The 24,165-nt window shown below is 64.1% G+C and carries 25 protein-coding genes and 1 pseudogene; 11 read left to right on the top strand and 15 right to left on the bottom strand.

Annotated features, from left to right (window positions below):
* Window positions 1-17: 17 nt before the first annotated feature.
* Window positions 18-965 (bottom strand): aldo/keto reductase, encoded by a 948-nt coding sequence (locus G3O00_RS15510; protein WP_206143489.1) that lies wholly within the window; start codon window positions 963-965, stop codon window positions 18-20.
* Between the two features lie 367 nt (window positions 966-1,332).
* On the bottom strand, window positions 1,333-1,953 hold the full coding sequence (locus G3O00_RS15505; protein ID WP_060357193.1) for a LysE/ArgO family amino acid transporter: 621 nt from the start codon (window positions 1,951-1,953) through the stop codon (window positions 1,333-1,335).
* A gap of 110 nt (window positions 1,954-2,063) precedes the next feature.
* Here G3O00_RS15505 and G3O00_RS15500 point away from each other — a divergent pair, with 110 nt between their 5' ends.
* On the top strand, window positions 2,064-2,957 hold the full coding sequence (locus G3O00_RS15500) for a LysR family transcriptional regulator ArgP (RefSeq protein WP_206143488.1): 894 nt from the start codon (window positions 2,064-2,066) through the stop codon (window positions 2,955-2,957).
* Window positions 2,958-3,010: 53 nt separating this feature from the next.
* Here the strand turns inward: G3O00_RS15500 and fnr are convergent, their stop codons facing one another.
* The 3 genes from fnr to G3O00_RS15485 all read right to left on the bottom strand — a co-directional run bounded on the left by fnr (window position 3,011) and on the right by G3O00_RS15485 (window position 5,308).
* A complete protein-coding gene (fnr, locus tag G3O00_RS15495; RefSeq protein WP_011356726.1) occupies window positions 3,011-3,757 on the bottom strand; it encodes a fumarate/nitrate reduction transcriptional regulator Fnr in 747 nt (248 codons plus the stop codon).
* 103 nt (window positions 3,758-3,860) lie between these two features.
* Entirely contained in the window at window positions 3,861-4,328 is a 468-nt protein-coding gene (locus G3O00_RS15490) for a universal stress protein (protein WP_011356725.1), read from the bottom strand.
* A 569-nt stretch (window positions 4,329-4,897) separates the two neighbouring features.
* A complete protein-coding gene (locus G3O00_RS15485) occupies window positions 4,898-5,308 on the bottom strand; it encodes a DUF3005 domain-containing protein (protein WP_011356724.1) in 411 nt (136 codons plus the stop codon).
* A 278-nt stretch (window positions 5,309-5,586) separates the two neighbouring features.
* On the opposite strand from G3O00_RS15485, the gene G3O00_RS15480 reads away from it, so the two are divergent.
* Entirely contained in the window at window positions 5,587-5,820 is a 234-nt protein-coding gene (locus tag G3O00_RS15480; protein ID WP_011356723.1) for a hypothetical protein, read from the top strand.
* A gap of 137 nt (window positions 5,821-5,957) precedes the next feature.
* On the top strand, window positions 5,958-6,878 hold the full coding sequence (gene epsC / locus G3O00_RS15475; protein WP_174929747.1) for a serine O-acetyltransferase EpsC: 921 nt from the start codon (window positions 5,958-5,960) through the stop codon (window positions 6,876-6,878).
* 45 nt (window positions 6,879-6,923) lie between these two features.
* Here epsC and G3O00_RS15470 read toward each other — a convergent pair whose 3' ends face one another.
* The 3 genes from G3O00_RS15470 to G3O00_RS15460 form a co-directional block, all read right to left on the bottom strand.
* Window positions 6,924-7,727, bottom strand: coding sequence for an SDR family oxidoreductase (locus G3O00_RS15470; protein WP_206143487.1), 804 nt, complete (start codon window positions 7,725-7,727; stop codon window positions 6,924-6,926).
* Entirely contained in the window at window positions 7,727-8,359 is a 633-nt protein-coding gene (gene folE, locus G3O00_RS15465; protein ID WP_174929749.1) for a GTP cyclohydrolase I FolE, read from the bottom strand. The genes G3O00_RS15470 and folE overlap by 1 nt, the downstream gene beginning before the upstream one ends.
* 117 nt (window positions 8,360-8,476) lie before the next feature.
* Window positions 8,477-9,403, bottom strand: a complete 927-nt coding sequence (locus G3O00_RS15460; RefSeq protein ID WP_039344491.1) for a LysR family transcriptional regulator — start codon at window positions 9,401-9,403, stop codon at window positions 8,477-8,479.
* A 116-nt stretch (window positions 9,404-9,519) separates the two neighbouring features.
* Here G3O00_RS15460 and pobA point away from each other — a divergent pair, with 116 nt between their 5' ends.
* The 7 genes from pobA to G3O00_RS15425 all read left to right on the top strand — a co-directional run bounded on the left by pobA (window position 9,520) and on the right by G3O00_RS15425 (window position 16,566).
* Window positions 9,520-10,752: a 4-hydroxybenzoate 3-monooxygenase gene (gene pobA, locus G3O00_RS15455; protein ID WP_206143486.1), complete on the top strand. Its 1,233-nt coding sequence runs from the start codon at window positions 9,520-9,522 to the stop codon at window positions 10,750-10,752.
* Window positions 10,753-10,895: 143 nt separating this feature from the next.
* On the top strand, window positions 10,896-11,609 hold the full coding sequence (locus tag G3O00_RS15450) for a 3-oxoacid CoA-transferase subunit A (protein WP_011356717.1): 714 nt from the start codon (window positions 10,896-10,898) through the stop codon (window positions 11,607-11,609).
* Window positions 11,610-11,628: 19 nt separating this feature from the next.
* Window positions 11,629-12,285, top strand: a complete 657-nt coding sequence (locus G3O00_RS15445; RefSeq protein WP_006482308.1) for a CoA transferase subunit B — start codon at window positions 11,629-11,631, stop codon at window positions 12,283-12,285.
* Window positions 12,286-12,373: 88 nt separating this feature from the next.
* A complete protein-coding gene (locus G3O00_RS15440) occupies window positions 12,374-13,747 on the top strand; it encodes a 3-carboxy-cis,cis-muconate cycloisomerase (protein WP_206143485.1) in 1,374 nt (457 codons plus the stop codon).
* Complete coding sequence (gene pcaD, locus G3O00_RS15435; protein ID WP_174942175.1) at window positions 13,747-14,532, top strand: 3-oxoadipate enol-lactonase; 786 nt, start codon at window positions 13,747-13,749, stop codon at window positions 14,530-14,532. The genes G3O00_RS15440 and pcaD overlap by 1 nt, the downstream gene beginning before the upstream one ends.
* Window positions 14,533-14,542: 10 nt before the next feature.
* Window positions 14,543-14,932 carry a 4-carboxymuconolactone decarboxylase gene (gene pcaC, locus G3O00_RS15430; RefSeq protein WP_011356714.1) on the top strand — a complete coding sequence of 130 codons (390 nt, stop codon included), beginning with the start codon at window positions 14,543-14,545 and terminating at the stop codon, window positions 14,930-14,932.
* Window positions 14,933-15,207: 275 nt separating this feature from the next.
* Window positions 15,208-16,566, top strand: coding sequence for an MFS transporter (locus G3O00_RS15425; protein WP_206143484.1), 1,359 nt, complete (start codon window positions 15,208-15,210; stop codon window positions 16,564-16,566).
* Between the two features lie 60 nt (window positions 16,567-16,626).
* On the opposite strand, the gene G3O00_RS15420 is transcribed toward G3O00_RS15425, so the two are convergent.
* The 6 genes from G3O00_RS15420 to G3O00_RS15395 all read right to left on the bottom strand — a co-directional run bounded on the left by G3O00_RS15420 (window position 16,627) and on the right by G3O00_RS15395 (window position 20,869).
* Window positions 16,627-16,875: a hypothetical protein gene (locus G3O00_RS15420; RefSeq protein WP_011356712.1), complete on the bottom strand. Its 249-nt coding sequence runs from the start codon at window positions 16,873-16,875 to the stop codon at window positions 16,627-16,629.
* A 110-nt stretch (window positions 16,876-16,985) separates the two neighbouring features.
* Window positions 16,986-17,600: a LysE family translocator gene (locus G3O00_RS15415; protein ID WP_174929754.1), complete on the bottom strand. Its 615-nt coding sequence runs from the start codon at window positions 17,598-17,600 to the stop codon at window positions 16,986-16,988.
* A 390-nt stretch (window positions 17,601-17,990) separates the two neighbouring features.
* A complete protein-coding gene (locus tag G3O00_RS15410) occupies window positions 17,991-18,770 on the bottom strand; it encodes a hypothetical protein (protein ID WP_206143483.1) in 780 nt (259 codons plus the stop codon).
* The gene (locus G3O00_RS15405) at window positions 18,745-19,773 is read right to left on the bottom strand and encodes a type VI immunity family protein (protein WP_206143482.1); all 1,029 of its coding nucleotides are present in this window, start codon (window positions 19,771-19,773) and stop codon (window positions 18,745-18,747) included. The genes G3O00_RS15410 and G3O00_RS15405 overlap by 26 nt, the downstream gene beginning before the upstream one ends.
* Before the next feature lie 231 nt (window positions 19,774-20,004).
* Window positions 20,005-20,622 carry a DUF3304 domain-containing protein gene (locus tag G3O00_RS15400; RefSeq protein ID WP_206143481.1) on the bottom strand — a complete coding sequence of 206 codons (618 nt, stop codon included), beginning with the start codon at window positions 20,620-20,622 and terminating at the stop codon, window positions 20,005-20,007.
* Window positions 20,623-20,641: 19 nt separating this feature from the next.
* Window positions 20,642-20,869 carry a hypothetical protein gene (locus tag G3O00_RS15395; protein WP_241025158.1) on the bottom strand — a complete coding sequence of 76 codons (228 nt, stop codon included), beginning with the start codon at window positions 20,867-20,869 and terminating at the stop codon, window positions 20,642-20,644.
* Window positions 20,870-21,300: 431 nt separating this feature from the next.
* Between G3O00_RS15395 and G3O00_RS15390 the strand changes: the two genes are divergently transcribed.
* The gene (locus G3O00_RS15390; protein ID WP_011356704.1) at window positions 21,301-22,425 is read left to right on the top strand and encodes a porin; all 1,125 of its coding nucleotides are present in this window, start codon (window positions 21,301-21,303) and stop codon (window positions 22,423-22,425) included.
* 1,615 nt (window positions 22,426-24,040) lie between these two features.
* Here the strand turns inward: G3O00_RS15390 and G3O00_RS15385 are convergent.
* A pseudogene (locus tag G3O00_RS15385) lies at window positions 24,041-24,165 on the bottom strand (glycine/betaine ABC transporter substrate-binding protein); the annotation flags it as partial.

The raw sequence follows: 24,165 nt of genomic DNA, 5'->3' as shown, positions 1-24,165 counted from the left end.
CAGGCCCGCCACCGACATCAGCCCGCGCTGACCTCATCGATCCGGCGAATATCGTCCTGATCGAGCTGAACGCGGATCGCTTCGCCGAGCGATTCCAGCTGCGCCAGCGACGTCGCGCTGGCGATCGGTGCGGTGATCGTCGGCCGCGCGATCTGCCAGGCGAGCGCGATCGCGGCCGGCTGCGTGCCGTGCTTCTCGGCCACTGCATCGAGGGCTGCGAGGATGCGCAGCCCGCGCTCATTGAGATACCCGGCGACGCGATCGCCGCGCACGCTCTTCTTCAGGTCGGCCTCGCTGCGGTACTTGCCCGACAGGAAGCCGCTCGCGAGCGCGTAGTAGTTGACGACACCGAGCTTCAGGTCGCGCACGACCGGTTCGAGATCGCGTTCGTAGTCGGCGCGGTCGAGCTGGTTGTATTCGGGCTGGATGACCTGGTACGCGGGCAGGCCGTCGCGCTTGCTGATGTCGGCCGCTTCGCGCAGGCGTGCGCCGCTGTAGTTCGATGCGCCGATGATTCGCACCTTGCCCGCGTCGATCAGCGTTTGATAGGCGCCGAGCGTTTCTTCGAGCGGGGCCGTATCGGCGAGATCGCTGTGCGAGAAATACAGGTCGATGTAGTCGGTCTGCAGGCGGCGCAGCGAATCGTCAGCGGCTTTCAGGATGTTGTCGCGGGTCAGCCCTGCGCGCGTGGCCAGCAGGCCGACCTTGGTCGAGATCACGACCTGCTCGCGCTTGCCGGAACGCTTGAGCCACTTGCCGATGATCGTTTCCGATTCGCCGCCGCTGTTGCCGGGGGCCCAGGCCGAATAGACGTCGGCCGTGTCGATGAAGTTGATGCCGGTGTCGGCGAGCGCGTCGAGCAGCGCAAACGACGTGTTCTCGTCGACGGTCCAGCCGAAGACGTTGCCGCCGAACGTGAGCGGCGAAACCTGGATGTTCGACGTGCCGAGGGTGCGTAGTGCCATGTTCTGCTCCGATTTCTGCGGGGTGACGGAATGGAACTGCGGGATGGGCCGAGACGACTACGGCGAGACGACGAGGTACGTGGCGTGGTCACGCCGTTGTCGCGGGACGCCGGACATTCTCGCCGATCGCTTCGATTCGTGCAGTCAGCGCGCCGTCGCGATGGCGGACGGCTTGACGCAGATGACGGACACGCCATCCGTTGCGTGAGTGTTTCGCGTGGCTGCGTTCGATCGGGAACCGATTATTTGTCGCGGCTGGCGCGACGGGGCGCGGAACGGAGTGCGGAGGGAGGGCGGATGCCCCGGCATTGCGCCGGAGCGGGCGGGACGACGGGCGGCAACGGCCGCCCGTGCGACGGTGAGCCGGTCAGCGCAACTGCACGGCCGCGAGAAACAGCACCATGCTGCCGATCGCACCATCGAGCACGCGCCACGCCACCGCTTTGCGGAACCACGGCGCCAGCAGTCGCGCACCGTAGCCGAGCCCGAGGAACCACACGACGCTGACCGACATCGCGCCGATCGCGAACGCGAGCCGCGCGCCTTCCGGCTCGCGTGCGCCGGCCGTGCCGATCAGCAGGAACGTGTCGAGATACACATGCGGATTGAGCCACGTGAATGCGAGCGTCATCAGCACGATCGCCAGGCCGCTCTGCGGCGGCGGCGCAACCGCGTCGCCGCGCACGTCGAGCGTTTCGTGGCCCGGCTTGAACGCGCGGCGCAGCGCGTTGATGCCGAACCACGCGAGATACGCGAGGCCGACGTACAGCACCGCGTGGACAAAGGTCGGATAGCGTTCGACGAGCACCGATGCGCCGCCGACGCCCGCGCCGATCAGGATCATGTCGGACAGCGCGCACAGCAGCACGATCTTGCCGACGTGCGAGCGCATGATGCCCTGCCGCAGCACGAATGCGTTCTGCGCGCCGATGGTGACGATAAGTGAACCGCAGAGTGCGGCGCCGTGGGAAAAAGCGAGCCAGTTCATGGTGGGTGACAGCAGTGGAAGCAGTAGACGGATGAATCGGGTAGCGCTAGTCTGCGGTCAGCATGAAAATAAGAGAAGCTAATTCACCTAATGCAGATTAAGGAAATCTAATGCTCGACTACGCGTTGCTCGATGCCCTCGCGGCCGTGATCCGGCACGGCTCGTTCGAGCGGGCGGCCAAGGAGCTGAATGTCACCGCGTCGGCCGTGTCGCAACGCGTGAAACTGCTGGAGGAGCGGGTCGGCAGCGTGCTCGTCAAGCGCGGGCAGCCGTGTGTCGCGACAACGTCGGGTGCGCTGCTGTGCCGGCATACCGAGCGCGTGCAACTGCTCGAGGCCGAACTGGGCGGCCGGATGCCGGCGCTGCCGGGCCAGATCGCGAGCACCTGGCCGACGTTGCGCGTGGCCGTCAACGACGACAGCGTCGCGACGTGGTTCATCGACGCGGTCGGGCCGTTCTGCACGGAGCGCGAAACGTTGCTCGACCTCGTGATCGACGACCAGGATTACACGGCCTCGCGCATTCGCGACGGCAGCGTGCAGGGGGCCGTGACCGCGCAGGCCGAACCGATCCAGGGGTGCCGGTCGGAGCGGCTCGGGCGTATTCGCTATCGCGCGGTGTGCTCGCCGGCGTTTTACGAACGCTACTTCGGCGCGGGCATCACGCGCGATGCGCTGCGCCGCGCGCCGTGCGTGATGTTCAATCCGAAGGACGGGCTGCAGGCGCGTTTCATCCGGCGCGTGACGCGCGCGGATCTCGATCCGCCGCAGCACTGGATACCGCACGTCGCAGGCTACCTGCGTGCTTGCGAAACGGGATTGGGATGGGGAATGTGTCCGGACCGGATGGTCGACCGCCAGCTGGCAGCGGGCGAACTGGTCGACATGTCGCGCGGGCGAACGATCGACATCGACCTTTACTGGCAGAGCTGGCGCTTGTCGATCGGCTGGCTCGACGATTTCAGCGCGGCGCTGAAGGCGCGCGCTGCGCTGTTTCTCGATTGATCGAGCGCGTGACGCACGCGGCGCGCGAGATGCGCGCGCCGTACGGCATCACGTCAGACGTGATGCAAACCGTCGAAATCGACGATCTGGACGTGGCGGCCCTGCATTTCGATCAGGCCGCGCTTCTGGAATTTCGACAGCGTGCGGCTGACCGTTTCGAGCGTCATGCCGAGGTAGCTGCCGATGTCTTCGCGCGTCATCCGCAGGTTGAATTCCGACGGCGAGTAACCGCGCTTCAGGTAACGTGACGACACATCGAGCAGGAACGCGGCGACACGTTCTTCTGCATTCAGCGAACCGAGCAGCATCGTTTGCGACGTTTCGCGCACGATCTGTTCGCTCATCAGCTTGTGCATGCGCAACTGCATCGAACCGGCTTCCGAGCACAGCGTCTTGAGCGCGCTATACGGAATCACGCAGACGGAGCTGTCTTCCAGCGCGACCGCGGTGCGCGGATGCGTGTCGTCGCAGATGCCGTCGAGGCCGAGCGCTTCGCCGGCGAGATGCAGGCCGGTGACCTGCTCGCGGCCGTCGTGGCGCGTCGCGACGGTTTTCAGCGAACCCGAGCGCACTGCGTACAGGTTGTCGAATGCGTCGCCTTCGCGGAACAGCGCTTCGCCGCGCTTGACGGGGCGTGCTGCGCAGATGACCGACTCGAGGCGACTGAGCGCTTCGGGTGCCAGGCCCTGCGGCATGCACAGGTGCCGCATTGCGCACGTCGAGCAGTGCGCGGCCTGGCGAGGAGCCCAGCTACCGGCATGAGGCGTGGCGGCGGGACGTGTGGCGACGGGCGTCAGCATGATCGTTTACTCCGGCGTTGAATCGACGGAATCATTGTCCCACCGCAACTTGCCGCTGTCGGGTGACAAAACGTCGCGACCGCCCGCACATGCCGAACGCCGCTTACGCGGCCGGTTCGTCGACGTTGGCGGCCGCCGGAATCAGCAGCACGGGCAGCGTCGCGTGGCGCACGCATTGCTCGGCGATGCTGCCGAGCACGAGACGGCGGAACCCGCGGCGGCCGTGCGTGCCGAGCACGAGCAGATCGGCATCGAACGCTTTCGCGCCGTCGAGGATCAGCGACGACACGTCGTTGAGCGACGTCGCTTCGCTCAGCTTCGTCTCGCCCTTCACACCCGCTGCCTGCATCAGCGCGGTGAAATCCTTCGCGAGTGCGTTGCCCTGCGCGACGAGCTGGTCGCGCAGCACGGACGGATCGTAGCCGGGCACGTTGTAGTAGATCGCGGCGTTCTCGACGACGTAGAACGGTTGCAGCTCGGCGCCGTGCGATTTCGCGAGTGCCAGCGCGGCATCGAACGCATGGCGGGACGTGTCGCTGCCGTCGACGGCAACCAGAATACGCTTGTACATAGTGTCTCCGAGTGGCGGGTTGAAGCGAAGTCGGCCGGATGGCCGATCGGGCTGGGCAATGCGCAATGCTGCGAGGCAGAGTAAACCAATGGCCGGGACTTTGCAGTGAGGTGCCGGTCATACCGCGCGGCGGTGAGCGATGCACTTGGCGCATGCTGCGCCGCGCGACGCGTGTCGTGCGGCGTGGTGGTCGCTGTCGCCTGCATCGTCGGCGGGAAGGCATGCGCGCGCATCGGTGTCGCGTGTCGCACACGCATCGCCGCGCATGCCGACCGCATCGATACGACGCGACGCAACACGACACGACACAACAGTCACGCGGATGCGTCACCCGCATCGACATTCAATCGCAACCGCGCCGTTTCGACATGACCTCGATCAACGCATGTGCGTCAGTGCGATTCACGGCGTGCATGGCGTCGCCGGTGCCGCTGCGCGGAATCATTCGTTCGTGCATCGTGCGGATGCGGGTACCTGGTCGGCACACGAGCGCGTACGCCGATCCCCAGCCATCGGCTGTCGGCCGATACCGGTTCGCAAACGAACGATCGATTCAAACGCCGCGCCGGCTATCTCGGCACGGCCGTCAGCTCGAATACGCGCTCCGGACGCCGCTGGTGGCCGGGCCAGTACGCGCTGCCGTACATCCGGTGGACCGGGCCGAACAGCGCGTCGCTCATGGGCGGCGGCGCGTCGAAGCCTTTCTCGATCACCATGTAGCCCGCACGCAGCGCGAACGCCGGATGATTGCCGCCGGGGCGGCTGTCGAAACCGGCGAAACCGTCGCCGGCTTCCGGCATCGCATTGACGAGCGACGCGTTGCTGCGCGTGATTTCGTCGGGCGAGATCGGCCCGCCGCCGGCGAGGCGCGCCGCCTCGCGGTTCTTGCCGTCGGTATCGACCGTGCTGTCGTGCGTGTCGTCGTTGTCGAGCTCGATGCTGCGGGGACGCGAACGATCGGTTTGACCGGATGATTCCATCGCGGCTCTCCTCGCGGCGAAGCGTTCCGGATCGAAGCAAATCCCGTTCCGGGCGTGACGGGAAAAGGCGCGCGGGCGATCGCCGCGGTCGCGCGACGCGCACTGATTTGTCATGATTTATTTCAGCTAGAAGACGCGTTTTCTACAGAGTATGATTCTTTTCCTGCGAAGCGGCGACAGGGGATTCAGTCGCGCCGCCTCTGCCCGCGCCGGGGGGCCGCAGCACCCTTAAAGACGGGTAGTGAACAACAAAGCAAGGGACTAGAGGTGGCGGATTCATGCAAGCGACTACTGCCTTCACGCACCGCGGTTATCTGTTGAACTGCGCGCCCGCGCGCGCCAGTGACGGTTCGTTCAAACCCTACGTCGTGATCTCCCGATCGAGCGACGGGGAACTCGTTGCGAACCGGTTTTTTCCGATCGAGCTCCAGTTCAACGACGAAGGCGACGCAATCGCGCACGCACGCGATTGGGCCGTGCGTTGGATCGACGCGAGCAGCATCACGATCTGACGCCGCCGCGCTTCGGCGCCATCGGCCGTCCGGCCGAGTCCCGGTGTGCCGCTCCCGGACAAAAAACGCGGTAATCTTGCGGAACCCGTCACTTTATTAGCGGCCGTGCGACCGAGCGCGGCCGCCTGCATTGGCATATGTCGACATCACCCGCCCGTCAGTGGGGCCTTGAAGAAATCGTTGCCGGCTTGCGCGAGTCGCGCGAGGAACTCCATCGCACGCGCCATCCGCGCGGCATCCGCGAACTGCCGTCGCGCGATGCAATCTGCAAGATTGTGACCGGCCTGCGCGCGTCGATGTTTCCGACGCACTACGGCGCACCGGACCTGACCGACGAAAGCGTCGACTTCTACGTCGGCCACACGCTCGAAAGCACGCTGCGCATTCTGTCTGAACAGATCCGCCGTGCGTTGCCGTTCCTGCCCGAGCATGTCGATACGCCGTTCGCCGAGCTCGACGAACGCGCGTTCGAAATCGCGCGCGAATTCGGCCGGCAGTTGCCGGCGGTGCGCGCGCTGCTCGTCAGCGACATCCAGGCCGCGTATGCGGGCGATCCGGCCGCGCAGCACATCACCGAGATCCTGCTGTGCTACCCGGGCGTGCTGGCAATGATGCATCACCGGCTCGCGCATGCGCTGCACCGGCTCGGCGTGCCGCTGCTCGCGCGATTCATCAATGAAATCGCCCACTCGGCCACCGGCATCGACATCCACCCGGGTGCGCAGATCGGCCCGAGCTTCTTCATCGACCACGGCACGGGCGTCGTGATCGGCGAGACGGCGATCATCGGCGAGCGCGTGCGCGTGTACCAGGCCGTCACGCTCGGCGCGAAGAGCTTCCCGGCCGATGGCGAAGGTGCACTGGTCAAGGGTAATGCGCGGCACCCGATCGTCGAGGACGACGTGGTGATCTACGCGGGCGCGACGATTCTCGGCCGCGTGACGATCGGGCGCGGCTCGGTGATCGGCGGCAACGTGTGGCTCACGCACAGCGTGCCGCCCGGCACGAGCGTCGCGCAGGGCAAGGTGCGCGAAGGCGGGAGCGCCGACAAGCCGTAACGCGGCATGCGGCCGTCGGTTGCCGGCCGCGGCCGCGCGCGCCAGTCAGTGCTTGCCGTCGGGCGCGCGGTGCTTGTACAGCACGTCCTGGTCGACACGGATCAGGTTCTGCCCCGCATCGACGACGAAATCCACGCCGTTGTACGCGTTGCCCGTCAGCATCAGGATCGCGCTCGCGACGTCGTCGGGGCCCGCGATGCGCGCGAGCGGCGTCGATGCGCGGCTCGCGTGTTCGAAGTCGGCCTGCGTCTGGTCGTCGCTCGGCAGCATCAGCCCGGGGAATACCGCATTCACGCGCAGCACCGGCGCGGACGACAGCGCGAGCATCTGCGTGAGGTTGCCGAGCGCGGCCTTCGCGACCGTGTAACTGAAATGGTCGCGATGAAAGTTTTCCTTGATCTTCTGGTCGACCACATTCACGACGACACCCTGCGTGCCGGCCGCGCGGGCCCGTTCGTAGAACGCGCGCGTGAGCAGGATCGGCGCGCGGCAGTTGACGGCCCACGCCTGGTCGAACGCCGCGAGGTCGAAGCTCGGGAAATGGTCCTGCCAGAATACCGACGCATTGTTGACGAGCACGTCGAGGCGCCCGAAGCGCGCGTACACCTGGTCGATCAGCGCGGTGATCTGCGCGGCATCCGCCAGGTCAGCCTGTAGCGCGACCGAATCGTGTCCGCCCTCGGCGATCGCATGGGCCGCTGCCTGCGCGGCATCGGCCGAACGGTCGTAATGCACCGCAGTGCGATAGCCGTGCGCGGCGAAATACTCGGCGAACGCGCGCCCGGCCCGGCGCGCGGCGCCGGTCACGAGCACGACGGGTGCATGCGCCGCTTGCTTCGTCTGCGCCATTACGTGTTCGTCAGGTTCACTGAAGAAGGATTCGCGACGATCGACAGGAATTCGCGCCGCGTCGACGGATCGGTGCGGAACGTGCCGAGCATGCGCGACGTGACCATCTCGACGCCCGGCTTGTGCACGCCGCGCGTCGAGATGCACTGGTGCGCGGCTTCGAGGATTACGCCGACGCCCTTCGGCTGCAGCACGTCGAACAGCGTGTCGGCGATCTGCACGGTCATCTTTTCCTGGATCTGCAGGCGTTTCGCGAATGCGTCGACGAGGCGCGCCAGCTTCGAGATACCGACCACGCGATGATTCGGCAGATACGCGACGTGCGCGCGGCCGATGATCGGCACCATGTGGTGCTCGCAGTAGCTCTCGAAGCGGATGTCCTTCAGCACGATCATTTCGTCGTAGCCGTCGACTTCGCTGAACGTGCGCGCGAGGATGTCGCGCGGATCCAGCGCATAGCCGGCGAAGAACTGCTCGTAGGCGCGCACGACACGCGCGGGCGTGTCGAGCAGGCCTTCGCGCGCGGGATCGTCGCCGGCCCAGCGCAACAGCACGCGAACCGCGTCTTCTGCTTCTTCACGGCTCGGGCGGGATGCGGCCGGTTCGGCCTTTGCGGACTTCTTTTTTGCCATCTATCTGCTCCATCGAATGCCGCCGCCGGGGCGGCGCGGAATCCGGGCATTGTTTCATGCTTTCGCGGGGCGCGTGCGGGGCCTGGGGCCCGTCCTTCGCGGAAAGAGGCCTGGCACTCACTTCGGCCATTCGTCCTGCTCGTCGTTGAACAGTGAGGCGACGACGCCGCGCAGCCACGCGGTGCGCGGATCGTTGTGGTACTTGCGATGCCAGTGCTGCTTCAGGTCGAAGCGCGGCAGCGCGAGCGGCGGCTCGACGGGCACGATGAACGCGTGCTCGGCCGCGTACGCATAGCCGATCGCATGCGGGACCGTCGCGATCAGGTCGGTACGGCTCAGGATGAACGGCAGGCTCATGAAGTGCGGCGTCTCGAGCACCGCGCGGCGCTGCATGCGCTGCTTCGCGAGATATTTCTCGAGCACCTCCTGGCTGCGGCCTTCGGCGCGCACCACCGCGTGCCCGCACCCGAGGAACTGCTCGACCGTGAACGGCGGCGCCTGCTCGAACGGATGGCCGCGCCGCATCAGGCACACGAACCGGTGCGTGAACAACCGTTGCTGGAAGAAGTTGTTGCCGTCGAGATCGGGGAAGTAGCCGACCGCGAGATCGATCGATCCGGCTTCGAGGCCGCGACCGACCTCGTCGTGCGCGAGCGAGACCGAGCGCAGGTTCGCGTGCGGCGCACGCGTTGCGAATGCCTGCAGCAGCTTCGGCAGGAACACGATCTCGCCGACGTCCGACAGCGCGATCGAGAACGTATGCGTGCTCGCGGCCGGGTCGAAGTCGTGCGGCGCGACGAGGCCGCGCTCGATCTGCGCGAGCGCGTCGCGGGCGGCCGGCAGCAACGCGAGCGCGCGCGGCGTCGGCTCCATCCCGCGCGACGTGCGCACGAACAGCGGATCGCCGAAGTACTCGCGCAGGCGGCCGAGCGCCGTGCTCACGCGCGGCTGGCTGACGCCGAGCAGGTCGCCCGCGCGGCTCACGTTGCGCGTGTCGTCGAGTGCGACGAGGTAGGGAATGAGGTTCAGATCGAGCGCATCCATCGCCAGGCCAGTATCGTCAAAACGTATACAACATATCTCCTGAATCGCGTTGCCGCATAGTCGGGAAAGCGCTCAAATGTGTTCGACGATTCGAATTAATGTTCAGGAGACGAACAATGCGCACCCAAGTCGCGATCATCGGCGCCGGCCCGTCCGGCCTTCTGCTTTCCCATCTGCTGCGCCTGCAAGGCGTCGATTCCATCCTCGTCGAAGCGCGTTCGCGCGAATACTGCGAGAACCGCATCCGCGCTGGCGTGCTGGAGCAGGGCACGGTCGACACGCTGAACGACGCCGGCCTCGGCGAGCGGATGCGCCGCGAAGGGCTCGAACACCACGGCATCGAGCTGCTGTTCTCGGGCCAGCGCCATCGCATCGACCTGTCCGCGCTCACCGGCGGGCGCGCGATCACCGTCTACAGCCAGCACGAAGTCGTGCGCGACCTGATCGCGGCCGGCGTCGAGCACGGCCACGCGATGCACTTCGACGTGAGCGACGTTGCGTTGCACGATGTCGAAGGCGAGCACCCGTTCGTCACGTTCAAGCACGCCGACGGCCGCGCAGACCGCATCGACTGCGACTACATCGCCGGCTGCGACGGCTTCCACGGCATCGCGCGCCAGACGATTCCGGCCGAGCGGCTGAACACGTTCGAGCGCGTCTATCCGTTCGCGTGGCTCGGCATCCTCGCCGATGCGGCGCCGTCGCTCGACGAACTCGTCTACGCGCATCACGACAACGGTTTCGCGCTGTTCTCGATGCGCTCGCCGACGGTCACGCGCCTGTACCTGCAGTGCAAGCCCGATGAAGACCTCACCGAATGGTCCGACACGCGGATCTGGGACGAATTGCACACGCGCTTCTCGAACGACACGGGTTGGACGCCGACCGAGGGCCGGATCACGCAGAAAAGCGTGACGCCGATGCGCAGCTTCGTGTCCGAGACGATGCAGCACGGTCGCCTGTTCCTCGCCGGCGACGCCGCGCACATCGTGCCGCCGACCGGCGCGAAGGGGATGAACCTCGCGGTGGCCGACGTCCGTGCGCTGTCCCGCGCGCTCGGTGCGCGCTACCGCACCGGCGACGCGACGCCGCTCGACACGTATTCGGCGACCTGCCTCGAACGCGTGTGGCGTGCCGAGCACTTCTCGTACTTCATGACGAACATGCTGCACTCGTCGCCGGAAGACTCGCCGTTCGTCAATCGCCTGAAGTTTGCCGAGCTGAAATACGTGACCCGCTCGCGGGCTGCCGCGCAGGCGCTCGCCGAAAACTACGTCGGCTTGCCGTTCGACGACGCAGCGGCCCCCGAGGCAACCCGCCTTGACAACGCGCTGTGCGCGACTCTATGATCGGCCCATCGTTCGCTAATCGAATCTAGGTTCGAATAGCGAACAAATACCGGAGTCGATATCGGCCCCGGCGCGGCACGCGGCACGCGCGTGTCCCCTCGACAGGCCGCGCATCGAGCCGCGGGTTCGTATCAGGAAGAGACATGGTCAACAAGATTTTCGAATCGCTTCAGTCGGCGGTGGCCGACATCCACGACGGCGCGACAATCATGATCGGCGGCTTCGGCACGGCAGGCATGCCGTCCGAGCTGATCGACGCGCTGATCGAACAGGGCGCGCGCGACCTGACGATCGTCAACAACAACGCAGGCAACGGCGAGACGGGCCTCGCGGCGCTGCTGAAGGCGAAGCAAGTGCGCAAGATCATCTGTTCGTTCCCGCGCCAGAGCGACTCGCAGATCTTCGACGGGCTGTACCGCGCCGGCGAGATCGAGCTGGAGCTCGTGCCGCAAGGCAACCTCGCGGAGCGCATCCGCGCGGCGGGCGCCGGCATCGGCGGCTTCTTCACGCCGACCGGCTACGGCACCAAGCTCGCGGAAGGCAAGGAAACGCGCGTGATCGACGGCAAGCCGTACGTGTTCGAGACGCCGATCCACGCCGACTTCGCGCTCGTGAAGGCGTACAAGGGCGATCGCTGGGGCAACCTCGTGTATCGCAAGACCGCGCGCAACTTCGGGCCGATCATGGCCAGCGCCGCGAAGGTCGCGATCGTGCAGGTGTCGGAAGTCGTGCCGCTCGGCGCGCTGAACCCGGAACACATCGTGACGCCGGGCATTTTCGTCCAGCGCATCGTCGAGGTGCCGCAGGCCGCGCATGCGGCCGAGCTGGCCGCCGAACACGCATCGCAAGCCGCCTGACCGCCCGAGGAGCATTCAAATGAAACGACTGACCCGCGATGAAATGGCCAAGCGCGTCGCCCAGGACATCCCCGAAGGCGCGTACGTGAACCTCGGCATCGGCGTGCCGACGCTGGTGGCGAACCACCTCGACCCGAGCAAGGAAATCTTCCTGCACAGCGAGAACGGCCTGCTCGGCATGGGCCCCGCGCCCGCGCCCGGCGAGGAAGACGACGAACTGATCAACGCCGGCAAGCAGCACGTGACGCTGCTCACCGGCGGCGCGTATTTCCACCATTCGGATTCGTTCGCGATGATGCGCGGCGGCCACCTCGACTACTGCGTGCTCGGTGCGTTCCAGGTGTCGGCGAACGGCGACCTCGCGAACTGGCACACGGGCGCACCCGATGCGATTCCGGCGGTCGGCGGCGCGATGGATCTCGCGATCGGTGCGAAGCAGGTGTTCGTGATGATGGAGCACCTGACGAAGCAGGGCGAAAGCAAGATCGTCGCGCAGTGCTCGTATCCGGTCACCGGCGTGCAGTGCGTGAGCCGCATCTATACGGATCTCGCCGTGCTCGACGTGACGGCCGACGGCCTCGCCGTGAGCGAGATCTTTACCGACCTGTCGTTCGACGAACTGCAGAAGCTGACCGGCGTGCCGCTGATCGACGCGACGCAAAAGGCTGCTGCCTGAACCGCGAGCGTGCCGGCGCGTGCGCTTGCGCGCAGGCCGGCACGCTTGGGTGGACAATAGGCGCACGCCGTTTCCCCAATCTGATGCCATGCTCGAAGACAGCGCCCGCCTGACCTCCCTCATCTGCGGCACCGAGTCGCTCAACCGGATCTGGTCGCCCCGCGCGACGATCCAGCGGATGCTCGACGTCGAGGCCGCGCTCGCGCGTGCGCTCGCCGCGCAGCAGGTGATTCCCGCCGCCGCGGTCGCGCCGATCGAACGCGCGTGCGATGCAAGCCGGCTCGACGCCGACGCGCTCGCGCACGGTGCGGCGCTCGGCGGCAATCTCGCGATTCCGCTCGTCAAGCAGCTCACCGCGCAGGTGAAGGCGGATGATCCAGAAGCTGCGAAGTTCGTGCACTGGGGCGCGACGAGCCAGGACATCATCGATACCGCCACCGTGCTGCAGTTGCGCGACACGCTCGACGTGCTCGAGCCGATGCTCGACGAAGCGTGCGCGTCGCTCGCGACGCTCGCGCGCACGCATCGTGCGACGCCGATGATCGGCCGCACGTGGCTGCAGCAGGCACTACCAATCACGCTTGGCCTGAAATTCGCGCAATGGCTCGACGCGCTGCTGCGCCATCGCGCGCGCGTCGCCGAATTGCGCGAGCGTGCGCTCGTGCTGCAGTTCGGCGGCGCGGCCGGCACGCTTGCGAGCCTGCGCGAGCACGCGGCCGGCGTCACGGCAGCGTTGGCAGCGGACCTGAAGCTCAAGGCGCCGGCCGTGCCGTGGCACACGCAGCGCGACCGTATTGCGGAAGCCGCATCCTGTTTCGGGATGCTGACCGGTACGCTCGGCAAGATTGCACGCGACGTGTCGCTGCAGATGCAGACCGAAGTAGGCGAGCTCGGCGAGCCCGTTGCTGCCGGCAAGGGCGGCTCGTCGACGATGCCGCACAAGCGCAACCCGGTCGGTTGCGCAGCCGTGCTGACGGCTGCCGTACGTGCGCCGAACCTCGTCGCGACGGTGTTCGCGGGGATGGTGCAGGAGCACGAGCGCGCACTCGGCGGCTGGCAGGCCGAATGGGATGCACTGCCCGATCTCGCGCGCCTGACCGGCGGCGCGCTGGCGCAGATCGCACAGATCGTCGCGGGCCTCGACGTGAACACCGAACGCCTGGCCGCGAACCTCGACCTGACGCGCGGGCTGATTCTCGGCGAAGCGGTGATGCTCGCGCTCGGCGACAAGATCGGCCGGCTCGATGCGCATCACGTCGTCGAACAAGCATCGAAGGAAGCCGTACGCACGGGCGCGACGCTGTTCGACGTGCTCGCCGCCGATGCGACCGTGTCGGCGCACCTGTCGCGCGACGCGCTCGCGCGGCTGCTGGATCCCGCTCATTACGTCGGCGAGGCGCAGGCCTACGTCGACGCCGTGCTCGCGCTGCACGCGGGCGCGCAATCACCAGGAGAACATTGATGCCTTTCGCCACTGTCAACGGCGTGAAACTGCATTACCGGATCGACCGTGCCGCGCGCGACGACGCGCCGTGGCTCGTCTTCTCGAACTCGCTCGGCGCCGACCTGCAGATGTGGGCACCGCAGATCCGTCCGCTCACGCAGCACTTCAACATCCTGCGCTATGACACGCGCGGCCACGGCCATTCCGATGCGCCGGCCGGTTCGTACACGATCGAGCAGCTCGCCGGCGACGTGATCGGCCTGCTCGACCACGTCGGCATCGCCCGCGCACACTTCTGCGGAATCTCGATGGGCGGGCTGACGGGTGCTGCGCTGGCTGCACGCTTCCCGACGCGCATCGTTCGCGCGGTGCTGTCGAATACCGCCGCGAAGATCGGATCGCCGGAAGTGTGGGCGCCGCGGGCGCAGAAGGCGCGTGCCGAAGGGATGGCCGCGCTCGCCGACGCCGTGCTGCCGCGCTGGTTCACCGACGCGTTCGTCGAGCGCGAGCCGCGCCTGTTCGATGCGATCCGCGACACCTTCGTGCATACCGACAAGGACGGCTATGCAGCGAACTGCGACGCGCTGAACGCAGCCGACCTGCGTGAAGAGGTGAAAGGCATCGCGTTGCCGGTGCTCGTCGTGACCGGCGCGAAGGACATGTCGACGCCGCCCGACCAGGGCCGCGCGCTGGCCGCCGCGATTCCGGGTGCGCAGCACGTCGAATTCGACGCCGCGCATATTTCGAACATCGAGTGCACCGACGGCTTCAACCGTGCGCTGCTCGATTTCCTGACCGCGTGAGGCACCGGCGATGGATGACCAGGAACGTTATGAAGCAGGGATGAAGGTGCGTCGCGCGGTGCTCGGCGATGCGCACGTCGACCGTTCGATCGAGAACCGCACCGAGGTGACCGACGAATTCCAGAACCTGATCACGCGCTATGCGTGGGGCGAGATCTGGACGCGCGACGGCCTGCCGCGCCATACGCGCAGCCTGCTGACCATCGCGATGATGGTGGCGCTGAATCGCGGCGAGGAACTGGCGCTGCACCTGCGTGCCGCGCGTAACAACGGCGTGACGCGCGACGAGATCAAGGAAGTGCTGCTGCAGACCGCGATCTACTGCGGCGTGCCGGCCGCGAATTCCGCGTTCCATTTGGCAGACAAGATCTTCAAGGAACAGGACGGGGCCGCCGGTTAAGTGCCGGGCGTAGTCCGAGCTTGCTTCGAGGCCTGCTGATGGTTGGCGGGCCTCGACGATGAATGAACGCGCCGGCAGAGCATCGGCGCGCGGCGCACCGGGTGGCCGGTGCGCGAACAAAGGCAAGACGCGGTTCCGAGGTCGCGTCGCTGATAAACAAATGAGCTTTGCATGGGGACCAGGCAAGCGCAAAAGCGCCAACCTGGATCGACCGCGAAGCATGGGATCCAGGCAAGCGCTAAAGCGCTAACCTGGATCGACACAGGAGACTAGCGATGAATCGCACACCCGTGGTCGATGTCCAGACCTTCATCAACGAGCAGCCGTTCGGCGGTTTTCAATGGCTCGTATTCCTCATGTGTTTCGTGATCGTGCTGCTCGACGGCTTCGATACGGCTGCGATCGGCTTCATCGCGCCGTCGCTGCTCGGCGAATGGAACCTCACCAAACCCGATCTCGCACCGGTGCTGAGCGCCGCGCTGTTCGGCCTCGCGTGCGGCGCGCTCGTGTCGGGCCCGCTGTCCGACAAGCTCGGGCGCCGCTCGCTGCTGATCGGCTCGGTATTCCTGTTCGGCGTCGCATGCCTGATGTCGGCATTCTCGACGACGATCGGGCACCTGACGATCCTGCGTTTCATCACCGGCGTCGGGCTCGGTGCGGCGATGCCGAACGCGGTCACGATGATGGGCGAATTCTGCCCGGACAAGCGCCGCGCGACCGTGATCAACCTGATGTTCTGCGGCTTCCCGCTCGGCGCCGCGTTCGGCGGTTTCCTGGCGGCATGGATGATTCCGCATTTCGGCTGGCGCAGCGTGCTGATCCTGGGCGGCGTGACGCCGCTGCTGCTCGGCGTGCTGTTGCTGGTGAAGATGCCGGAATCGGTGCGCTTCATGGTCGCCAACCATCACGCTGTCGACAAGATCCGCTCGACGCTTGCGCGCATCTCGCGCGACGCGCTGAACGCCGGCTCGTTCGCGATGACCGAAGCCGCGCCGCAGACGGGCAGCAAGGGCCTCGGTGTCGTGCTGTCGCGCTCGTATATCGTCGGCTCGGTGATGTTGTGGCTCGCGTACTTCATGGGGCTCGTGATCTTCTACGCGTCGATCAACTGGATGCCGATCCTGCTGAAGGATGCCGGCCTGACGCCGAAGAGCGCGACGCTGATCTCCGCGCTGTTCCCGCTCGGCGGCGTCGGCGCGGTGCTGTGCGGCGTGCTGATGGACCGCTTCAACGCGAACCGCGTGATCGCCGTGTGCTACGCGCTGACGGCGGTGAGCGTCTATGCGATCGGTCAGGCGGCCGGCAACGTCGGGCTGCTCGTGCTGGTCGTGTTCGTGGCCGGTGTGCTGATGAACACCGCGCAATCGTCGATGCCGGCGCTTGCCGCCGCGTTCTACCCGACCGAGGGGCGTGGTACGGGTGTCGCGTGGATGCTCGGCGTCGGCCGCTTTGGCGGGATTGCGGGATCGTTCCTCGTCGCCGAGCTGACGCGCCGGCATTTCTCGTTCGCGGGCGTGTTCGCGACGATCGCTGTCGCGGGCTTGCTCGCGTGTGTCGCGCTGCTGATCAAGCAGATGGCGCGGCCGCATGGCGTGACGCAGCCGGCAGGCAAGATCGAATCGCTCGGGCATTGAGCGAAGCGTGGGCCGGTGCGATGCGCCGGCCCGCCGATACGGCGGCCGTCGGGCCGCCGGCTATTCTTCCGCGTCGTGTTGCTTCACGAAGTTGCGCAAATACGCGCGCAGCGCGGCCTCCCGGCTGCGATGATCGGCGAGGTTCGCGGCGCCCATGTCTTCCTCTTCGCCGAACATCGTCGGCGGCGCGCTGTAGATACCGATCTCGATGTCTTCGCGCAGCACGCGAATCTCGTGCGTGAGCGGGTGATACTCGGCGATCCAGTGCATCCCTTCGATGTGTTCGCCCGCCCTCAGCAGTGGCTTCATCGACACTCTCCCGGCAGCAGCGGCGCAACCGGCCAAGCGGTTGCGCGCGCCCGTAGCAAAAGGGTACGCCTGCATCGGGCGAATCTCAACGGGCGCGCGGTGAGCGCTCACTACGCCAGCAGGTGCGCGACCAGCGGATACAGCGACAGGATCAGCAGCACGGCCATCGTCACGTTGAAGATGCGCAGTGCGCGGGGGTTCGACAGGAAGCGGCGCAGGCCGAGCCCGAACGCGGCCCACAGGCTGATGCACGGGAAGCCGATCAGGATGAACACGACGGCCATCCATGCGGCGTTCATCCCGTAGTCGGCGGACAGGCGGACCGTCGTCGCGGCGGTCAGCACCATCATCCATGCCTTCGGGTTGATCCACTGGAACGCGGCGGCTTCGATGAACGTCATCGGCCGCGACTTGCCGCCGTGCGCCTTCACTTCGCCCGACGTGCCGATGCGCCATGCGAGGTACAGCAGGTACGCGACGCTCGCGGCTTCGAGGATCGTGTACAGCAGCGGCATGCGCCTGAACGCTTCGCCGAGGCCGAAGCCGACGCAGAGCATCAGGATCGCGACGCCGATGCTGATGCCGAACAGGTGCGGCATGGTGCGGCGGAAACCGAAGTTGACGCCGGATGCGAGCAGCATCGTGTTGTTCGGGCCGGGCGTGATCGTCGTGACGAGCGCGAACAGCATGCCGGCGGGCAACGCGCTCAGGGTGAGGAATTCCATCGCGGATTCTCCGTTCAGTTCTAGGCTGGGATGGAGATCAGTTTAGCGACGGTTTTCTGTACAGTACCGGTACAGTTGGTTTGACGAATACCGGTACGGGGAGGGAGGGGGAGAGGTTGCGGGCTTGTGTTGTTGTCTCTCAGAAAAGATGTCCGTGGTCTCAAAATGTTGTCTTTGAATAAACGATGGCGTCACACGCGCTTTTGATGAAATATGACTCGCTATGTGAAAATATCATGGTAAATATTTTTCAATATTTGATTTCGACGCAATATTAAATCTACAACATCGTGTTGTTGCCGCACTGAGGGTACCCAACCGCCACTTCACTTCGAACGCTCATCGGCAGAGGCAGGAGCGGGGGAGCGTGAACGGCTATCCGACATGGCATCAGGTCACCGTCAGTCGACGGATTTTTCGGCCGTCACGATGAATTCTCGACAAATGGCCGACGAGTGCGTCGAAACACGCCGGATCGACTCTGAATACGTAGTCGAAACTCGAAGCAATCGTATGCGAATCATACTGATAGGTGCCGCTCGCGAACGTTCCCACGTTCGCGGGATCGACGCCCGGCGGAGCGAAGCCGCTCCGGGCGACAACGTTCGCCCATGTCTCGATCGCGGCACATATCGGGGTTGCGACGTCTTTGGTGAGGGGCTGATCGAACTCGATTTGTACTTCACACTCGCAAATCGAATCACGCCCGTCGAGCTTCTGCACGAACACAAATGGCGCATCAACCGGGGGGCGAGGCCATTCCCCTTGATCCACGACAAGCTCCCGCTCGACCGCATTCGCGTCAGGTTCTTCAATGTGCACGATGCTGGAGCGAATACCCATCGCCGCCAGTAGATTGGTCGCGACCCGCCACTGCCATGCCGGTAGATGATCCGTGGCAATGCGCCAACGTTGCGTTTCGCTCGCTGGATCCCATGTCGACGACATGACCGTCGCCGATGCCCGGCGATTCTCGCGAGCGTCGCTCACATAAAAGCCAAGATCGATGTACCCGGTAAATAACGGCAACGGATCAGACATGACCAGATCGGAAGTCTCAAGCGAGGTCCCTTCTGAATTTTTTTCGAGATAAGCGACGCCCATGCCGCGTCCCGTAATATCGACTCGCATCACGCATACCTCGTCAATGATTCGATCGATCGAAGACATCGAGCCAATCCTGCACCCCGTGCTGTCGAAACTCCCACGGCAGCAGGCCGCCATCCACCGAATCGAGCCTGACCGGCCGCACCAGTTTTGCCACAGGACTGTATGCAGCAACGTAATCGTCGCGAGAGGCGTCTCCGAGTCGCGGCTCCGGCGTGGCCTGCAGGCACACACCATGTTTGAGCCGGCGCATACGCACCGCTGTTCCGGCAATGTGTTCCTCGATCCCGGAAATGCCGCCGATCCAGTCGACCTGATTCTCGCTCAGGAAGGTCAACCAGTTCGCCCGTTTCAGATAGGGACGCGCAATGGCTGCCTGATGCCGCTCCGTGAACTCAGGGTCGCGCTGCCGCAACTTGTTGCCAACACCGACCATGACGCTCGCGACATCGAACCCAGGATATCGCTGCATCAACGCGGCTACCCGATTGCGGGTTTCCGTATCCAGATCGGGGGATGGAAAATTGATGGGAAAGTTGAGTCCAAATCCACAGGATCCCGAAATGAAGCGTCTGTTCGCCACGATATCGAATTCGCACAGCCAGTCTGCGACACGATTGCCGGTCACCAGCGGATGGTCGAGCGGCAACGTCAGATTGAGGATCGTGTGCATCGGGAGCGACCGCCGCTCGGTCGCACGCCATTGCTTGAGTTCGTCAGCCGACGGTTCGACATGCGGACGATGGGCGAAGTCGATTCGCAGGCTGCTGGCCGTCGCCCCCGCATCAGCGCCATTTTCCATCAAGCAATAGAATTTCTTCGGAAAAGGGACGGGGTTTTCGCACCAAGTCTTTACGAGGCCTTCCGATCGATTGTTGATGGGTTTCCAGCGTCCATCACCGGTGTTGTAGTGCGTCAGGTGATCGCCCAATGCTTCCCGCGCGCGCCTGTAGAAATCGAAGATTTCAGGACCTTCGTCGAACTCCATCGCCCACTCGAACAACAGGCACGGACTGATCAAAGCGACATCGGCCCTTTCGAAGCAAAGATTCATTGCGTCTTGCATCACGCTCCTCACGGAATGACGAATTCGGGAACCATACCCCCAGCCCCGCCCAAGCCAAAAGATGGCAACCCATTGGGAAATTCCAAAAGAGGCATGCCATACATCCCCATCGCCGGAACCTCTTTCACGGCCTCTTCTTGTTGGACCTTCGTACCCTTCCCACACCCGCATTTCTCCGGGTCCAGGCTCGGGTCCTCATTGGAGTACGGATCAGGTTGGCCCATTTGAGGCTCATTGTGTGCTTCCTCCGTCACGGTATAACCGATTCCATTCCTGATCCACCACACCGTGCGCGATGTACGGATCGTTGTCTTGGGGGCGTATGCCAGGATCGTTAGCGTCGCCTTTCTGGCCGTCGGCCACCATGATGCGAACCCGGTCATCAGGCAGGAAGACGGCCCACAATCCTCCCATCACCTGCCCATACTTTGGTATCCGAATGTTTTCGGCCTTGTACCAACTCGTCGTCTGATCCTGTTTCCTGTAAACCAGCCAACGGACCGTTAGCCTCAGATCCGGCTGCCAGACGCGAGGGACGTTGCTGCAACACGTTTCTTTGCCACCGCCAGAGGGTTTTCCGTCCGGTCCCGCCGGCCATACATTAGGGCCACCGCCAGCCACCCCAGATCCGTCAGGCCCCTCGATCCCCCACTGATGGATATACCAAGGGGAATAGTTCAGGGTCGAGGCGCCAACAGCCAGCGTGTCGTAATGCTTCGACAGGTTCGACAAGTCGAGTTGTTGCGCCGCGGGGCCGGGATGCTTGTCGCATGCGCCGAGGCCAAACACGGCCACGAGGGCGATGGTTTGGATCGTACGTCGCGCGTAACGGGAAAGTCTTTCTGTCATCGTGAATAGGGTCTACGGTTTAACGGGGCGCCAGGGCTGCTCCACCCCGGGCCGCCTTCAGCATGCATTCGACACAGATCTTCTTCTGCGACAGATCAACCATTTGGTCCTTCGGACCCGGCAGGTCGGGGGGCGCGGCAAATGCAGCAAATTTGCCAGTCGTGTCGCTCACCACGCTGCTCGCGCCCATGTTCAAGAAGCTGTCGTTGACCTCGTCGCGGAATTTGTGTGCGCACAGCAGGATCACGTCTATCGAGACTATGGATCAACCGTTGCCCAGGGAGTACGTCGGGACGAAGCCGATCAAGCTGGGCGCGAACCAGCGACCTGATGTGTTCGAGAATTGTTGAGATTGTGTGGCGTAGTTTTTTGGCTACTGTCAAGACGTGTTCAAAAGAAAATCGCGGCAAAGATACCGTGTGAGTATTCGCGGCGGAACGCAATAAAATCATTTACTAACAGTCACTTGCGTATCTTTTCCGGCTTTCTGTTGCGAAAAGAGAAATACACAATTTCTATTTCGTTGTGGGGTTGGCTGCTTTCACCGCTCTTACACTCGCGATTCCCAAACGGGCATCTATCCGGGCGTGACCAACAGAACAAGGTCCTCCGGGCGGTTGCAGACCGTTTATGAACAAGGTCGCGAGACCTGCCTCTTTTTAGAAGGGAGCTCCACGAATGAACAAGACTCTGATCGTCGCAGCCGCTGCGGCATCGTTCGCTACCGTCGCTCACGCGCAAAGCAGCGTCACGCTGTACGGCGTGCTGGACGCAGGCATCACCTACCAAAGCAACGTCCAGACCGCATCCGGCCAAGGCAAGTCGCGCTTTTCGATGGGTTCGGGCATTGACCAGAGCCGTTTCGGCCTGCGTGGCTCGGAAGATCTCGGTGGCGGCCTGAAGGCAATCTTCACGTTGGAAAGCGGCTTCAACATCGGTAACGGCAAGTTCGCGAACGGCAACGGCGGCATGTTCAACCGCCAGGCTTTCGTCGGCCTGTCGAGCCAGTACGGCACGGTCACGCTGGGCAAGCAATACGACGCGACGCAAGACTACCTGGCGCCGCTGACGGCAACCGGCTCGTGGGGCGGCACGTACTTCGCGCACCCGCTGAACAATGACCGCCTGAGCACGAACGGCGACGTCGCGCTTAACAATACGATCAAGTACACGAGCGTGAACTACGCCGGCCTGCAGTTCGGTGGCACGTACTCGTTCTCGAACAGCACGAACTTTGCCAACAACCGTGCATACAGCGCCGGCCTGTCGTACCAGTACCAAGGCCTGAAGCTGGGTGCAGCGTACTCGCAAGCGAACAACGCCGGCCTGTCCACGTCGGGCGCGGTGAACCCGAGCGTCGATACGAACGGCAACGCATTCGGCATTCAGGGCCGCACGCGTACGTATGGTATTGCAGCAGCCTATGCATTCGGTCCGGCTCAAGTCGGCGCGGCATGGACGCAATCGCGTCTCGACAACCAGACGAACGGCCTGGGTACGCTGCGCGCGGACAACTACGAAATCAACGCGAAGTACAACCTGACGCCGGCTCTCGGCTTGGGCGCTGCCTATACCTACACGAACGCGAAGCAGAACGGCAACAGCACGCACTGGAATCAGTTCGGCGTGCAAGCTGATTACTTCCTGTCGAAGCGTACGGACGTCTACGCTCAGGCGGTGTACCAGCGTGGCACGAAGGGTGCCGGTCTGGGCGCATCGATCTACAACGGCGATATCAACGCGTACCCGAGCTCGAAGGTCAGCCAAACCGCCGCAACGGTTGGTCTGCGTCACCGCTTCTAAGCGTGACGGCTGGCTAGTCGGTTCCGAAAAAGCGCCTTCGGGCGCTTTTTTTTGATGCGTGAATTCAAGGCTGCAAGATTATAAGTATTGCGAAACGATGGCGAATTGTCGAATTTGATGATCGGCTTTTGTAAGCGCTGTCGGTAGTGTGCGCCCGTGTGGATGCGAACTCTGCTGTTCGCAGTGACTCATGTAAAAGATGGTGGGGCTTGAATTTCTCGCAGCGTTTTGGGCGACGTGTGTCGCGGTTGATTCAGGCGCTAATGCGGCGGGATTGTGACGGCGAAGTGAGGGAGCATGCTTGAGAGGTTGCGACAGTGCGTTGCCCAATATGGTTGGCAATGTTTGGCGAGCGAGTGGAGGGGTGTCAATTCACGTCATCAGTTCGCTTGCGCTCGTGGGCACGTTTTTGAGCGCGTGGCGTTGACCTTGCTCTATCGAAATAGCGGTGCACCGGTATGCATATCCTGTCAGCAGGAGGATATCCGTGATAGATGGTTGGCGAAATTGGCAGAGCGAGGAGGGACGCTTCTGAGTGGTCCATTCATTGGATTATTTGCGCGTTACCAAATTCGTTGCGCAGCGGGGCACGAGTGGAGCGTGGAGGGAAGGAAGATCAGCGAGGGGCGCTGGTGTCCGCGCTGCGCACATCGTGACGCGACGCGGCGAAGCTGTTGCCCGGATGGTTTGGCCCGGCTTCACGCCAAGGCACAAGAGAGAGACGGAAAATGTCTTTCAGCCAACTACACGATCGAAAGCCGTCTATATCGATTCGAATGTGCAAAGGGGCATCGTTGGGAGGCCAGGGCAAACGACATCCTCCGGGGAACCTGGTGTGGTCGTTGCGCAAAATTGACCTCCTCCGGGCAGGTTGACCCCAATGGATTGGCACGTCTGCAGGCGGCCGCCCGAGAAAAGGGTGGAGCTTGTTTGGCAGAGGCTTATGTGGGTTCAGCCGAAAAATACCCGTTTCGTTGTGCGGCGGGCCATGAATGGATGGCGATAGCGAGCCGAATTTGGCTCGGGCACTGGTGTCGGCAATGTGCGGGCCTCAAATTGCGTCAAACAATTGATGACATGCGAGCGCTTGCGGCCGCTCGTGGCGGACTATGTTTGTCGACGGAGTATCTGGGGAGGCGGACCAAATTGACTTGGCAATGCCATCGAGATCACGTCTGGGAGTCTCGGCCAATCAACATAGGTGCGGGAACATGGTGTCCGCAATGTGCGATTACTAACCGCACTCGCCGTAGAGATAATTGAGCGCGATACCAGCCTTAAAGCTTCAGGATGTGCATATCCCGTTTGGAAACAGTACAGATATCGCACCGTCAGCCGCTACCGTGAAGTTCAGACGCGTCGACCGGACGGTTCCCTGCACGACGCTCATCACCCTCTGCAAGGCACTCATTGGCGGCGTAACTGCTTCCGGGACCGAACTGCCAATTTGCGGCGTACAGGTTGTGCCGTCGACGATCGGGCCGACTGCAGCGAAATTGCGCCGAGCGACGTGACGGGCGGAACGCGCATGTCATTTCATCGCATGCGCGTTCGCCACGCGCCAACGAATCGCTCAGTAAGCGTTGTTGTCGTAGTACGCCTCGTCGTAGCGATGCTAGTGCGCAGCGAGATACCCTTTCACCGCCGGTAGCGCCGGCTTGCCGTCGAACGTCGTGACGCCGGCCAGCCATGTGTCCAGCATCGACGTGTTCCGTTTCAGCCATTCCGTCGCGGCCTGGT

Origin of the sequence: Burkholderia sp. Ac-20384, from assembly GCF_017104605.1 — a bacterium.
Lineage (GTDB): Bacteria > Pseudomonadota > Gammaproteobacteria > Burkholderiales > Burkholderiaceae > Burkholderia > Burkholderia lata.
Note: the sequence above shows the minus strand (reverse complement) of the source record. Positions and strands in the feature narration are given on the sequence as shown.

What these genes read in the sequence shown, in the direction of transcription:
- G3O00_RS15405 (WP_206143482.1), bottom strand. Translation starts at nt 19,773, where the DNA reads ATGCAAGACGCAATGAATCTTTGCTTCGAAAGGGCCGATGTCGCTTTG.
- G3O00_RS15440 (WP_206143485.1), top strand. Translation starts at nt 12,374, where the DNA reads ATGCTCGAAGACAGCGCCCGCCTGACCTCCCTCATCTGCGGCACCGAG.
- epsC (WP_174929747.1), top strand. Translation starts at nt 5,958, where the DNA reads ATGTCGACATCACCCGCCCGTCAGTGGGGCCTTGAAGAAATCGTTGCC.
- G3O00_RS15485 (WP_011356724.1), bottom strand. Translation starts at nt 5,308, where the DNA reads ATGGAATCATCCGGTCAAACCGATCGTTCGCGTCCCCGCAGCATCGAG.
- G3O00_RS15400 (WP_206143481.1), bottom strand. Translation starts at nt 20,622, where the DNA reads ATGACAGAAAGACTTTCCCGTTACGCGCGACGTACGATCCAAACCATC.
- G3O00_RS15390 (WP_011356704.1), top strand. Translation starts at nt 21,301, where the DNA reads ATGAACAAGACTCTGATCGTCGCAGCCGCTGCGGCATCGTTCGCTACC.
- G3O00_RS15415 (WP_174929754.1), bottom strand. Translation starts at nt 17,600, where the DNA reads ATGGAATTCCTCACCCTGAGCGCGTTGCCCGCCGGCATGCTGTTCGCG.
- G3O00_RS15480 (WP_011356723.1), top strand. Translation starts at nt 5,587, where the DNA reads ATGCAAGCGACTACTGCCTTCACGCACCGCGGTTATCTGTTGAACTGC.
- folE (WP_174929749.1), bottom strand. Translation starts at nt 8,359, where the DNA reads ATGGCAAAAAAGAAGTCCGCAAAGGCCGAACCGGCCGCATCCCGCCCG.
- G3O00_RS15490 (WP_011356725.1), bottom strand. Translation starts at nt 4,328, where the DNA reads ATGTACAAGCGTATTCTGGTTGCCGTCGACGGCAGCGACACGTCCCGC.
- pcaC (WP_011356714.1), top strand. Translation starts at nt 14,543, where the DNA reads ATGGATGACCAGGAACGTTATGAAGCAGGGATGAAGGTGCGTCGCGCG.
- G3O00_RS15470 (WP_206143487.1), bottom strand. Translation starts at nt 7,727, where the DNA reads ATGGCGCAGACGAAGCAAGCGGCGCATGCACCCGTCGTGCTCGTGACC.
- G3O00_RS15460 (WP_039344491.1), bottom strand. Translation starts at nt 9,403, where the DNA reads ATGGATGCGCTCGATCTGAACCTCATTCCCTACCTCGTCGCACTCGAC.
- G3O00_RS15505 (WP_060357193.1), bottom strand. Translation starts at nt 1,953, where the DNA reads ATGAACTGGCTCGCTTTTTCCCACGGCGCCGCACTCTGCGGTTCACTT.
- G3O00_RS15445 (WP_006482308.1), top strand. Translation starts at nt 11,629, where the DNA reads ATGAAACGACTGACCCGCGATGAAATGGCCAAGCGCGTCGCCCAGGAC.
- G3O00_RS15450 (WP_011356717.1), top strand. Translation starts at nt 10,896, where the DNA reads ATGGTCAACAAGATTTTCGAATCGCTTCAGTCGGCGGTGGCCGACATC.
- G3O00_RS15420 (WP_011356712.1), bottom strand. Translation starts at nt 16,875, where the DNA reads ATGAAGCCACTGCTGAGGGCGGGCGAACACATCGAAGGGATGCACTGG.
- fnr (WP_011356726.1), bottom strand. Translation starts at nt 3,757, where the DNA reads ATGCTGACGCCCGTCGCCACACGTCCCGCCGCCACGCCTCATGCCGGT.
- G3O00_RS15500 (WP_206143488.1), top strand. Translation starts at nt 2,064, where the DNA reads ATGCTCGACTACGCGTTGCTCGATGCCCTCGCGGCCGTGATCCGGCAC.
- pobA (WP_206143486.1), top strand. Translation starts at nt 9,520, where the DNA reads ATGCGCACCCAAGTCGCGATCATCGGCGCCGGCCCGTCCGGCCTTCTG.
- G3O00_RS15510 (WP_206143489.1), bottom strand. Translation starts at nt 965, where the DNA reads ATGGCACTACGCACCCTCGGCACGTCGAACATCCAGGTTTCGCCGCTC.
- G3O00_RS15410 (WP_206143483.1), bottom strand. Translation starts at nt 18,770, where the DNA reads ATGTCTTCGATCGATCGAATCATTGACGAGGTATGCGTGATGCGAGTC.
- G3O00_RS15425 (WP_206143484.1), top strand. Translation starts at nt 15,208, where the DNA reads ATGAATCGCACACCCGTGGTCGATGTCCAGACCTTCATCAACGAGCAG.
- pcaD (WP_174942175.1), top strand. Translation starts at nt 13,747, where the DNA reads ATGCCTTTCGCCACTGTCAACGGCGTGAAACTGCATTACCGGATCGAC.